Source organism: Amycolatopsis sp. cg9 (assembly GCF_041346945.1).
Classification (GTDB): domain Bacteria; phylum Actinomycetota; class Actinomycetes; order Mycobacteriales; family Pseudonocardiaceae; genus Amycolatopsis.
Map to the genome: position 1 here is coordinate 6,589,179 of NZ_CP166850.1, position 11,570 is coordinate 6,600,748.

At 72.7% G+C, this 11,570-nt stretch carries 12 protein-coding genes; 9 read left to right on the top strand and 3 right to left on the bottom strand.

The features are described 5' to 3' along the window. Positions 1-40 precede the first annotated feature (40 nt). Positions 41-1,231: a lipase family protein gene (locus tag AB5J73_RS30595; RefSeq protein WP_370973391.1), complete on the top strand. Its 1,191-nt coding sequence runs from the start codon at positions 41-43 to the stop codon at positions 1,229-1,231. A 4-nt stretch (positions 1,232-1,235) separates the two neighbouring features. Here the strand turns inward: AB5J73_RS30595 and AB5J73_RS30600 are convergent, their stop codons facing one another. Next, a complete protein-coding gene (locus AB5J73_RS30600) occupies positions 1,236-1,880 on the bottom strand; it encodes a cutinase family protein (RefSeq protein ID WP_370962132.1) in 645 nt (214 codons plus the stop codon). A gap of 177 nt (positions 1,881-2,057) precedes the next feature. Next, positions 2,058-2,726: a TetR/AcrR family transcriptional regulator gene (locus AB5J73_RS30605; protein WP_370962133.1), complete on the bottom strand. Its 669-nt coding sequence runs from the start codon at positions 2,724-2,726 to the stop codon at positions 2,058-2,060. A gap of 136 nt (positions 2,727-2,862) precedes the next feature. On the opposite strand from AB5J73_RS30605, the gene AB5J73_RS30610 reads away from it, so the two are divergent. The 8 genes from AB5J73_RS30610 (at position 2,863) to fgd (ending at position 10,405) form a co-directional block, all read left to right on the top strand. Further along, positions 2,863-3,999 carry a PucR family transcriptional regulator gene (locus tag AB5J73_RS30610; protein ID WP_370962134.1) on the top strand — a complete coding sequence of 379 codons (1,137 nt, stop codon included), beginning with the start codon at positions 2,863-2,865 and terminating at the stop codon, positions 3,997-3,999. Positions 4,000-4,382: 383 nt separating this feature from the next. After that, complete coding sequence (locus tag AB5J73_RS30615) at positions 4,383-5,150, top strand: SDR family oxidoreductase (protein ID WP_370962135.1); 768 nt, start codon at positions 4,383-4,385, stop codon at positions 5,148-5,150. Next, complete coding sequence (locus AB5J73_RS30620; RefSeq protein WP_370962136.1) at positions 5,147-6,025, top strand: SDR family oxidoreductase; 879 nt, start codon at positions 5,147-5,149, stop codon at positions 6,023-6,025. The genes AB5J73_RS30615 and AB5J73_RS30620 overlap by 4 nt, the downstream gene beginning before the upstream one ends. After that, positions 6,025-6,765, top strand: coding sequence for an enoyl-CoA hydratase family protein (locus AB5J73_RS30625; RefSeq protein ID WP_370962137.1), 741 nt, complete (start codon positions 6,025-6,027; stop codon positions 6,763-6,765). The genes AB5J73_RS30620 and AB5J73_RS30625 overlap by 1 nt, the downstream gene beginning before the upstream one ends. After that, entirely contained in the window at positions 6,755-7,618 is an 864-nt protein-coding gene (locus AB5J73_RS30630) for a CoA transferase subunit A (protein WP_370962138.1), read from the top strand. The genes AB5J73_RS30625 and AB5J73_RS30630 overlap by 11 nt, the downstream gene beginning before the upstream one ends. Beyond that, positions 7,615-8,346, top strand: coding sequence for a CoA-transferase subunit beta (locus tag AB5J73_RS30635; RefSeq protein ID WP_370962139.1), 732 nt, complete (start codon positions 7,615-7,617; stop codon positions 8,344-8,346). The genes AB5J73_RS30630 and AB5J73_RS30635 overlap by 4 nt, the downstream gene beginning before the upstream one ends. Continuing rightward, positions 8,343-9,398 carry an NAD(P)H-dependent flavin oxidoreductase gene (locus AB5J73_RS30640; RefSeq protein ID WP_370962140.1) on the top strand — a complete coding sequence of 352 codons (1,056 nt, stop codon included), beginning with the start codon at positions 8,343-8,345 and terminating at the stop codon, positions 9,396-9,398. The genes AB5J73_RS30635 and AB5J73_RS30640 overlap by 4 nt, the downstream gene beginning before the upstream one ends. A gap of 2 nt (positions 9,399-9,400) precedes the next feature. Then, positions 9,401-10,405, top strand: coding sequence for a glucose-6-phosphate dehydrogenase (coenzyme-F420) (gene fgd / locus AB5J73_RS30645; protein WP_370973393.1), 1,005 nt, complete (start codon positions 9,401-9,403; stop codon positions 10,403-10,405). Positions 10,406-10,414: 9 nt separating this feature from the next. Here fgd and AB5J73_RS30650 read toward each other — a convergent pair whose 3' ends face one another. After that, entirely contained in the window at positions 10,415-11,566 is a 1,152-nt protein-coding gene (locus AB5J73_RS30650) for an acetyl-CoA C-acetyltransferase (RefSeq protein ID WP_370962141.1), read from the bottom strand. Positions 11,567-11,570 lie beyond the last annotated feature (4 nt).

Sequence of the window (11,570 nt, forward strand, 5' to 3'; positions counted from 1 at the left end):
ACTGATGGAGGTTGTGGTGAAGTCCGTCCACGTGCGACAGCTGGTGTCGGCGCTGGTGAGCTGCTGCCTGGTGGCGCTGGGGGTGGTGGCCGCGAGCCCGCCCGCCGGCGCGGCCGCCGCTCCGATCCTGCCCGGGCCGTTCGACGACTCGTTCTACACCCCGCCGTCGCCGCTGCCGGCCGGGAAACCCGGGGACGTGCTCCGCTGGCGCCCCACCGTCCCGCTGCTCAACGCGGCCAACGCCGACGCCTGGCAGGTGATGTACCTCTCGACCAACGCCCAGGGCCGCCCGGACGCGGTGACCGGGACGATCCTGGTGCCCAAGGGGAAGGACCCGGCCACGGCGCCGATCGTCGGCTACGCCGTGGGCACGCAGGGCCCGGCGTTCAAGTGCACGGCGTCCAAGGCGATGGAGCGGGGCACGCTGTACGACCAGCCCGCCGTCAACGACTCGCTCTCGGCCGGGTACGCGGTCGCGGTGACCGACTACGAGGGCTACTCGCCGACGACGGTGCCCACCTACATCACCGGGCAGTCGATGGGGCCGGCCGTGATCGACTCGGTGCGGGCGGCGCAGAGCCTCCCGTCGGCGCGGCTTTCCCGGAGCGCCAAGGTGATCTTCCAGGGGTACTCGCAGGGCGGCGGCGGAGCGATGTGGGCGGGGGAGAAGCAGCCCTCGTACGCACCGGAGCTGAACCTCGTGGGCGTCGTCGCGGGCGGGGTCCCGGCCGACCTGACCGAGGTCGCCAAGGGGCTCGACGGGTACATCGGGTTCGGGTTCCTCGCGTTCGCCGCGGTCGGGCTGGACGCGGCTTACCCGGACCTGAAACTGGATTCGTTCCTCAACGACACCGGTCGTCAGCAGTTGTCCGACGCCAAGAAGAACGCGTGCGTCGCGGAACTGCTGCTCAACTACTCGTTCAAGAAGATCAGTGACTACACGACGTCCAACCCGTTGACCACCCCGCAGTGGCAGGCGCGGCTGGCGCAGAACAAGCTGGGCGCGAACCCGCCGCGGGTGCCGGTGTTCCAGTACCACGCGAGCACCGACGAGATCGTCAACACCCCGCAGGCGGAGGCGCTGCACCGGGCGTACTGCGCGGCCGGCGTCCGGGAGCAGTGGAAGACCTACATCTCCGACCACGCCACCGGGATCCTGGCCGGCAACGCCGACGCCCACCAGTGGATCGTCAACCGCTTCACGGGGGCGGCGGCGCCGTCGAACTGCTGAGGCGTCAGACCTTCGTAGCGGCGAAGGCTGCTGCGTCGGCGGCGTTGCTCCCGTAGCTCAGGTGGGCCAGGAAGTTGAACGCGCCCGCCCGGCAGACCGGGTCGCCGTCGGCGCAGTAGTCCTTGGTGCGGCTCTGGTAGGTGCCGGTGACCTGGCGGCCGATCGCGCGGATCGGGTTGCCGAACAGGAGGATCGCCGCGATCCGGGGCGCGAGCTCGGCGGGGACGGTCGCGACGATCGGGCCGCCGACGACGGCGCCGTCGCTGCTGATGCCGATCGAGTTGTCGACGACGTTGGCGCCCTGGGAGTAGCCGACCAGCACGAACCGCTGCTGCGGGCAGGCGGCGGCCTGCGCCTTGACGTGGTCGACCAGATCGGTGTTGCCCTTCTGCACCGACGCGGGCTCGCCGAGGTCGGCCGGGTAGTCGACCCGGTAGCTGCTCAGCGTGCGCGGGCGCAGCGCGTTCTGGACCGCTCGGTAGACGGGGTCACCGACGATGAAACCCAGTGTGCCGGGTTCGCCGGTGCCGCGGGCGACGGGGACGTCGATGTCGGTGCACGGCGCGGCCGAGGCCGGCGGCGCGGAAACGGTGAGGCCGGTGACGGCGATGCCGAGCGCGGCGGCGGCGGAAAACAGGCGCGGTTTCATGGCTGATCAACACCTCTTCGCGGAAACGGAGTCGGCAAGCGCTTTCCGGAAGGGCCGGAAAGCGTTCATCGCTTGCGGGCAATGGCAGCGTCGCAGTGGCCGCCGACCGCGGCAAGGGGGAATTCCGGGGCCCGCCGGGAATTGTTCAGCCGATGACAACCAGTCCGGTGTGGACGCTCAGGTGGCGCACTGGCGCGCGGTGTCGACGCGGTCGAGCAGCGCCGGGTCGAGGCCGCGCAGCGCGGCCACGACGAACCCGGTGGCGAGTTCGCCCGCCGCGATCGGGTCGACGCCGGGGGAGTGCGAGACGTGCATCGCGGCCCGGCCGACGAGGCCCACCATCATCGCGGCGAGCAGGTCCGCGCCCGGGCCGGGCGTGCGGCCGTGGGCCAGCAGGTGCTCGTGGATCCGGCCGAGGACGTGGGTGGTGACGGTGTCGGCCAGCGCGCGCCGCTCGTTCGACATCTCGTCGACGGCGGAGTCGAACAGCAGCCGGAAGCTGTCCGGGTGGGCGCCGGCGTAGCTGAACATCGCCATCACCGACAGCCGCACGCGGTCTTCGAGGGGGCGCCCGCTCGCGGTCTCGTAGGCGGTGAGCACCCACTCCCGCAGCGCGCCCACTTCGCGGGTCACGGTGGCGCGGAAGAGGGCCGCTTTGTCCCCGAAGTGCGCGTAGAGGGTCGGTTTGGTGGAGTCGGCGCGCTCGGCGATCAGCCCCATGGTCGCCTGGGCGTAGCCGCGCTCGGCGAACACGGCGCGGGCGGCGTCGAGCAGTTCGCCGTCGGTGGGCCGGGCGGCCGGGCTGCGGCGAGTGCTGGATCGATCAGGGGGACTCGGCCGGCTCATGGAGGTGTACTGTACGGTCCCGCTGCTTTACCGTCCGGTAAAGCTCGTTCCGTCGCCCGTCCCCGGTGGAGGAACCCTGGTGTCCCCCGAAAGTGCCCGGCAGCGCGTCCCGGCTCCCCGGGACGACGGTGGAGAAGTGCTCGGGAGAAGCGAGCTCGCGGCCCTCATGCGCCCGGCCCTGCCGGCGCTGGTCGACTGGATCGTCCAGGAGGTGTGGCGGGTCGTCCCGGTCTTCGCCCGGCCGGGGGACGGGTCCTACGGCCGCGTCACCCGCCACGGCGTCGAGTGCGCGGTCGCGCTCTTCGTGGACCTCGTCGAGGACCCGCTGGCGCCGCGCGACCGGCTGTACGAGACGTGCCACCGGCTCGGCGCGGGCGAAGCGCGCGAAGGCCGGACGCTCGACGACCTCCAGGCGGCCTACCGGGCCGGCACCCGCGCGGGCTGGCGCTGGATCATGCGGCTGGGCCGCCGCCACCGGCTGTCGTCGGCGGCGATGGCGCGGCTGGCGGAGATGCTGTTCGGCTACGCGGACGAGCTGGCCCGGATGTCGGCGCAGGGCTACCGCGAAGCGCGCGCGGAGATAGAGGGCACCCGGGCGGGGCTGCGCCGCCGGTTGCTGCGGCTGCTCGTCGGCCCGGGCGACGTCCCGGAGCCGGTCCTCGCCGAGCTCGCGGCCGCGGCCGGCTGGCCGGTACCCGCTTCGGTGGCCGCGATCGCGGCGGAGACCGCGGTGAGCGCGTCGTGGGGCGCCGAGGTGCTCACCGACCTCGAACCGCCGCGGCCGTACCTGCTCGTGCCCGCCCCGGTCGACGCCGGCGCGCTGGCCCGCCTCGGCACGCGCGTGGCGGTCGGCCCGGCGACGGACCTCGCGGCGGCGGCGCACTCCCTGCGCTGGGCCCGCACCGCCCTGCGCCTGGTGGCCGACGGCGCCCTCCCGGACGTGCCGGTGACGTGGTGCGGGGAGCACCTGACCACGCTGTGGCTGCTGTCCGACGCACCGCTGGCGGACCGGCTGGCCGACCGCGAACTGGCCCCGCTGGCGCAGTTCCCGGACCGCACGCGACGGCGGCTGGGGGAGACGTTGCTGTCCTGGCTGGAGCACGGCGGCAACTCGGAGAAGATCGCCGTTGAGCTGTCGGTGCACCCGCAGACGGTGCGCTACCGCGTGCGCCAGCTGAAGCAGGCGTTCGGGGACCGGCTGGAGAACGCGGACACCCGGTTCGCGATGCAGGCGGCGTTGCGCGCGTCGGGGTTGAGGTCGCGCGAGGCCTGACGGCCCCGGCGTGGCCTGACGGCCCCGGCGTGGCCTGACGGCCCCGGCGTGGCCTGACGGCCCCGGCGTGGCCTGACGGCCCCGGCGTGGCCTGACGGCCCCGGCGTGGCCTGACGGCCCCGGCGTGGCCTGACGGCCCCGGCGTGGCCTGACGGCCCCGGCGTGGCCTGACGGCCCCGGCGAGGCCTGACGGCCCCGGCGAGGCCTGACGGCCCCGGCGAGGCCTGACGGCGTACGCCGGCAGCGGGTGGCCGGTCGCCGAGGTCGCGAATGACTCATTCGGGACCTCGGACGTCCCGAATGAGTCATTCGCGACGCTGCCGTGCCCCGTCGACCGGCCGCGCCACCTTGCCCCAAGTGAGAACGTGTTCTAGTTTTGTGACGTGAAGACCGATCTGGGCCTGGCCGGTGCCGTGGTGCTGGTCACCGGCGGTGTCCGAGGTGTCGGCCAAGGCATCTGCAACGTGTTCTTGGCCCAGGGGGCGCGCGTGGTGACCTGCGCGCGACGCGAGGCGCCCACCGACGCGGAGTTCGTCCCGTGCGACGTCCGCGACGAAGCGCAGGTCGCCGCGCTCGTCGAAGGGATCGTCGAGCGGCACGGGCGGCTCGACGTCGTCGTGAACAACGCCGGCGGGGCGCCGTACGCCCCGGCGGCCGAGGCCTCACCGCGGCTGCACGAGAAGGTCGTGCAGCTGAACCTGCTGGCGCCGCTGCTGGTCTCGCAGCACGCGAACGCCGTGATGCAGCGCCAGGACGGCGGCGGTGCGATCGTGATGATCTCCAGCGTCAGCGGGACGCGCCCGTCGCCGGGGACCGCGGCCTACGGCGCCGCGAAAGCCGGGCTCGGGAACCTGACCGCCAGTCTCGCCGTGGAGTGGGCGCCGAAGGTGCGGGTCAACGCACTGGCCGTCGGGATGGTGCGGACCGAGCAGTCCCACCTGCACTACGGCAGCGAAGCCGCGGTCGAAGCGGTCGGGAAGACCGTGCCGCTGGGCCGGCTCGCCGAACCCGGGGAGGTCGGCGCGTGCGCCGCGTTCCTGGCTTCGCCGCTGGCTTCCTACGTCTCCGGCGCCACCTTGCACGTGCACGGCGGCGGTGAGGTCCCGGCCTTCCTCGCCGCGGCCGACGTCAACCATCGGGAGGATTCGTGATCGGGTTGTGCCAGGACCGGGTGGTCGTGGTGACCGGAGCCGGCCGCGGGATCGGGCGCGCGCACGCGCTGGCGTTCGCCGCCGAGGGGGCGCCGGTGGTGGTGAACGACGTGGACGGCGACGCGGCGGCCCAAGTCGTCGCCGAGGTCGGGGAACTCGGCGGGAAGGCGGTGGCGAACACCTCCGACATCGCCGACTGGGCCGGGGCCGCGGAACTGATCGGCACGGCGCTGGAGAATTTCGGGCGCCTCGACGTGCTGGTCAACAACGCGGGATTCGTCCGGGACCGGATGCTGGTCAACCTCGGTGAGGACGAGTGGGACGCGGTGATCCGCGTGCACCTCAAAGGGCATTTCGCGCCGCTGCGGCACGCGGCCGAGCACTGGCGGGCGGAGGCCAAAGCGGGCCGGCTGCCGAGCGCGCGGGTGGTCAACACCAGCTCGGGCGCCGGGCTGCTGGGCAGCGTCGGGCAGGGCAACTACTCGGCGGCGAAGGCGGGGATCGCCGGGCTGACCGTCGTGGCCGCGGCCGAGCTGGCGCGGTACGGGGTGACGGTGAACGCGATCGCGCCGGCCGCGCGGACCCGGATGACCGAGGCGGTGTTCGCGTCGATGGCGCGTCCGGACGAGGGGTTCGACGCGATGGCGCCGGAGAACGTCTCGCCGCTGGTCGTCTGGCTCGGCAGCGAGGAGTCCGCGCACGTCACCGGCCGCGTCTTCGAGGTCGAGGGCGGCAAGGTTTCCCTGGCGCAGGCCTGGCGGCACGGCCCGGTCGTGGACAAGGGGGACCGGTGGGCGCCGGGCGAACTCGGCCCGGTCGTCGCCGAGCTGCTCGAGCGCGCGCCCGAGCCCGAACCCGTCTACGGAGCGAGCTGATGGGCATCCACACCAAGCGCGACGCGCACGTCGAGGTCGTCACGGTCGACTTCCCGCCGGTCAACGCGCTGCCGGTGCAAGGCTGGTTCGACCTGGCCGACGCGCTCACCCGGGCCGGGCGCGACCCGGACGTCCACGTCGTCGTGCTGCGCGCCGAGGGGCGGGGCTTCAACGCGGGCGTGGACATCAAGGAGATCCAGCGCAGCGCGGGTTACGACGCGCTGGTCGGCGCGAACCGGGGCTGCTACGCGGCTTTCGGGGCGGTTTACGACTGCGAAGTGCCGGTCGTCGCGGCCGTGCACGGGTTCTGCCTCGGCGGCGGGATCGGGCTGGTCGGCAACGCCGACGTCGTCATCGCGTCCGACGACGCCACCTTCGGCGTCCCCGAAGTGGAACGCGGCGCGCTCGGCGCGGCGACGCACCTGGCCCGGCTGGTGCCGCAGCACCTGATGCGCACGCTGTACTTCACCGCCCGCACCATCACCGCCGCCGAGCTGCACGCCCACGGCTCGGTGTACCAGGTCGTGCCCCGCGCCGAACTCGACGACGCGGCGCTGGCCGTCGCCGCCGACATCGCGAAGAAGGACCCGCGGGTCATCCGGGCCGCCAAGGAGGCGCTGAACGGGATCGACACCCAGCAGGTGCACCGCAGCTACCGGTTCGAGCAGGGCTTCACCTTCGAGCTCAACCTGCTCGGCGCGTCCGACGAGGCCCGCGAGGAGTTCTTGAATGGCCGATAAGCGCATGACCGCCGACGAGGTCGCGGCGGAACTGGAAGACGGCATGACGGTCGGCATCGGCGGCTGGGGGTCGCGGCGCAAGCCGATGGCCCTGGTCCGCGCGATCCTCCGGACGCCCGTGCAGGATCTCACCGTCGTCTCCTACGGCGGTCCCGACGTCGGCCTGCTGTGCGCGGCGGGCAAGGTGAAGCGGGTCGTGTTCGGGTTCGTCACGCTGGATTCGATCCCGTTCGACCCGTGGTTCGGCCGCGCCCGCGAAACCGGCGCGATCGAGGTGACCGAGTACGACGAAGGCATGTTCGGCGCGGCGCTTTCCGCGGCCGCGCAACGGCTTCCGTTCCTGCCGCTGCGCGCCGGGCTCGGCTCGGAGGTGATGCGCGCCAACCCGGACCTGCGGACCGTGCGCTCGCCCTACGCCGACGCCGAGGAGCTCGTCGCCGTCCCCGCGCGGCACCTCGACGTCGCGCTGGTGCACCTCAACCGCGCCGACACGCGCGGCAACGCCCAGTACCTCGGGCCGGACCCGTACTTCGACGACCTGTTCTGCCTCGCGGCGGCGAAGCGGTTCGTATCGGTGGAAAGGGTCGTCGAGACGGCGGAGCTGACGGCGGCCGGGCCGGTGCAGTCGCTGCTGCTCAACCGCGGCGCGGTGGACGGCGTCGTCGAGGCCCCGCGGGGCGCGCACTTCACCACCGCGGTCCCGGACTACGGCCGGGACGAGCGGTTCCAGCGCCACTACGCGACCTGCGCCAAGGACCTCGACGCGTGGCCCGGGTTCGTGGACCGGTTCCTGTCCGGGGACGAGCGGACGTACCTGTCCGAAGTGGACAAGTTCGAGGCGGAGGCGGCATGAACGCGACCCGGGCCGAGATCGCCGTCGTGGCGGTGGCCGAGCTGTTCCGCGGCGACGGCGAGATCGTCGCCAGCCCGATGGGCCTGATCCCGCAGCTGGGCGCCAAGCTCGCGCGGCTGACGTTCGAGCCGGACCTCCTGCTGTCCGACGGCGAAGCCTACCTGGTCACCCCGGACGGCGAGATCGAAGGCTGGCAGCCGTTCCGCAAGATGCTCGACACGATCGTCCCGCACGGACGGCGGCACGTCGTGATGGGCGCGAACCAGGTCGACCGGTACGGCAACCAGAACATCTCCGCCATCGGCGACCACGCGCACCCGAAGAAGCAGCTGCTCGGCGTGCGCGGCGCGCCCGGCAACACGGTCAACCACCGCACCAGCTACTGGGTGCCGAAGCACTCCGCCCGGGTGTTCGTGGACGCCGTGGACGTCGTCTCCGGGGTCGGCTACGACAACGCGGCCAAGGCGGGACCGTCCGCCGAGAAGTACCACGACGTCCACCGGGTGGTCACCAACCTCGGCGTGTTCGACTTCGCCACGCCGGACCACTCGATGCGCGCGGTGTCGCTGCACCCCGGCGTGACGCGCGAGGAGGTCGCCGCGGCGACGACGTTCGAGATCGACTTCGCGGACGCCGGGACCAGCCGCGAGCCGGCCGCGGAGGAACTGCGCCTGCTCCGCGAAGTGCTCGACCCGAAGAGCGTCCGCGACAAGGAAGTCCCGGCGTGAAGACCGCGCTGACCGCACTCGCGGGCGTCGAGCACCCGATCGTCCAGACCGGCATGGGCTGGGTCGCCGGCCCGCGGCTGGTCTCGGCGACCGCCGAAGCCGGCGCCCTCGGCATCCTCGCCTCGGCGACGATGACCTACCTCGAGCTCGAAGCCGCGATCGCGGAGGTGAAGAAGCGCACGGAGAAGCCGTTCGGCGTCAACCTGCGGGCGGACGCCGCCGACGCGGGCGACCGCGTCGACCTGCTGATCCGCGAAGGCGTGAAGGTGGCGTCGTTCGCGCTCGCGCCGCGGAAGGAGATGATCGCGAAGCTGCGCGACCACGGCATCGTCGTCATCCCGTCGGTCGGCGCCGCCCGGCACGCCGAGAAGGTCGCCGGCTGGGGCGCGGACGCCGTCATCGTCCAGGGCGGCGAAGGCGGCGGGCACACCGGCGGCGTCGCCACCACGCTCCTGCTGCCGTCCGTGCTCGACACCGTCGACATCCCGGTGATCGCGGCCGGCGGCTTCTTCGACGGCCGCGGGCTCGCCGCCGCGCTGGCCTACGGGGCCGCGGGCGTGGCGATGGGCACCCGGTTCCTGCTCAGCAAGGAGAGCACGGTCCCCGACGAGGTCAAGCGCGTCTACCTCGGTCAAGGGCTCACCGGGACCGTCGTCACCCGCCGCGTCGACGGCCTGCCGCACCGGGTGCTGCGCACCGACCTCGTCGACCGGCTCGAGCGCTCCGGGCGGCTGAAGGGACTCGCACAGGCCGCGCGAAACGCGCTCCGCTTCCGGAATATCACCGGACTGTCCCCGGTTGCCATGGTCAAAGAAGGCTTCGCGATGAAGCACGGCAACGATCTCACCTGGAGTCAGCTGGTCATGGCGGCCAACACCCCCATGCTGCTGCGTGCGGGCCTGGTCGAGGGCCGGACCGACGCCGGGGTGCTAGCGTCGGGGCAGGTGGTGGGCATGATCCACGACCTGCCCACGGTGGGCGAGATCGTCGAGGGCACGGTGGCCGAGGCGGGTGAAATCCTGCGGCGCCTCGGCCGGGAAACGGGAGGATGACAGTGGCGCTCAAGGTCGGTTACAAGGCGTCGCCGGAGCAGTTCGGGGCGCGCGACCTGGTCGAGTTCGCCGTGCGCGCCGAGGAGGTCGGCCTGGACTCGGTCTGGGTGGCGGACCACTTCCTGCCGTGGCGGCACGAAGGCGGGCACGCGCCGTGGGCGCTGGCGTTCATCCCGGCGGTGGCGGAGCGGACGAACCGGGTGCAGATCGGCACGAGCGTGCTGACCCCGACGTTCCGGTACAACCCGGCGGTGATCGCGCAGGCGTTCGCGTCGATGTCCCTGCTGTCGGAGGGCCGGGTGATCCTCGGGGTCGGCACCGGCGAGGCGCTCAACGAGATCGCCGTTTCCGGCATGGAGTGGCCGGAGTTCAAGGAGCGGTTCGCGCGGCTGCGCGAGGCGATCACGCTGATGCGGCGGCTGTGGACCGAGGACAACGTCTCGCACGACGGCGAGTACTACAAGCTGGTCGACGCGCGGATCTACGACCGCCCGGACGTGCCGCTGCCGGTGTACATCGCCGCGGGCGGCCCGGTGGTGGCCAAGTACGCGGGCCGCGCGGGCGACGGCTTCATCTGCACCTCGGGCAAGGGCATGGACCTCTACACCGAGAAGCTGATGCCGGCCGTGGCCGAGGGCGCGGAAGCCGCCGGGCGCGAGGTCAAGGACATCGACCGGATGATCGAGGTCAAGATCTCCTACGACCGCGACCCGGAGAAGGCGCTGGAGAACACGCGCTTCTGGGCGCCGCTGTCGCTGACGGCGGAGCAGAAGCACACGATCTCGTCGGCCGACGAGATGGAGCGGCTGGCCAACGAGCTGCCGATCGAGCAGGTCGCCAAGCGCTGGATCGTCGCGTCCGACCCGGACGAGGCCGTGGCGCTGGTGAAGCCGTACGTCGACGCGGGCCTGAACCACCTGGTCGTGCACGGCCCGGGCCACGACCAGGAGCGGTTCCTGAGCCAGTTCTCCGAGGACGTCCTGCCGAAGCTGCGCGAGCTGGGCTGACCGCTCGGGTCACAGCCGTTCGATGATGGTGACGTTGGCGGTGCCACCGCCTTCGCACATCGTCTGCAGGCCGTAGCGGCCGCCGCGGCGCTCCAGCTCGTGCAGGAGCGTCGCCAGGAGCTTGGTGCCGGTGGCCCCGATCGGGTGGCCGAGGGCGATGCCGCCCCCGTTCACGTTGACCCGGCCGGGGTCCGCGCCGGTTTCGTCCAGCCAGGCCAGGACGACGCTGGCGAAGGCCTCGTTGACCTCGAACAGGTCGATGTCCTCGATCGCCAGCCCGGCCTTGCGCAGCGCGTGCGCGGTGGCCGGGATCGGGCCGGTCAGCATCCACACCGGGTCCGCGGCGCGCACCGACAGGTGGTGGATCCGCGCTCGAGGCGTCAGGCCGTGCTCCTCGACGAACGACGAAGACGCCAGCACGGCCGCGCTCGCGCCGTCGGAGATCTGGCTGGCCACGGCCGCCGTCAGCCGCGAACCTTCGCTCAACGGCTTCAGGCCGCGCATCCGCTCCAGTGACGTGTCCCGGCGCGGCCCCTCGTCGTGCCGGAAGCCGTCGACCGGCGCGAGCTCCGCGTCGAACCGCCCGGAGTCGATCGCCGCCAGCGCTCGCTGGTGGCTGCCCAGCGCGTACTCCTCCATGGCTTCGCGGGTGATGTCCCAGTGCTCGGCGATCATGTCCGCGCTGCGGAACTGCGAGACCTCGACGCTGCCGTAGCGCTCCTGCCAGCCCTTCGACCCGGAGAACGGGTCCTCGAAGCCGTATTCGCGCCCGGCCAGCATGGCCGCGCTGATCGGGATGCGGCTCATGTTCTGCACGCCCCCGGCCAGCACCAGGTCCTGCGTCCCCGACATGACGGCTTGCGCGGCGAAGTGGACGGCCTGCTGGCTCGACCCGCACTGCCGGTCGACGGTCACCCCGGGCACGTGGTCGCCGAACCCCGCCGCCAGCCACGCCGTGCGCGCGATGTTGCCCGACTGCGGGCCGAGGGTGTCGGTGCAGCCGAGGATGACGTCGTCGACGAGGTCCGGGTCGACGCCCGCGCGGGCGACGACCGCCTGGATGACGTGTGCGGCGAGGTCGGCGGAGTGCCACCCGGACAGGGCGCCGCCGCGCCGGCCGGCCGGGGTGCGGACCGCGTCGAGGAGGAAGGCTTCGGGCACGGGC

What these genes read in the sequence shown, in the direction of transcription:
- AB5J73_RS30605 (WP_370962133.1), bottom strand. Translation starts at nt 2,726, where the DNA reads ATGAGCCGGCCGAGTCCCCCTGATCGATCCAGCACTCGCCGCAGCCCG.
- AB5J73_RS30630 (WP_370962138.1), top strand. Translation starts at nt 6,755, where the DNA reads ATGGCCGATAAGCGCATGACCGCCGACGAGGTCGCGGCGGAACTGGAA.
- AB5J73_RS30600 (WP_370962132.1), bottom strand. Translation starts at nt 1,880, where the DNA reads ATGAAACCGCGCCTGTTTTCCGCCGCCGCCGCGCTCGGCATCGCCGTC.
- AB5J73_RS30635 (WP_370962139.1), top strand. Translation starts at nt 7,615, where the DNA reads ATGAACGCGACCCGGGCCGAGATCGCCGTCGTGGCGGTGGCCGAGCTG.
- AB5J73_RS30625 (WP_370962137.1), top strand. Translation starts at nt 6,025, where the DNA reads ATGGGCATCCACACCAAGCGCGACGCGCACGTCGAGGTCGTCACGGTC.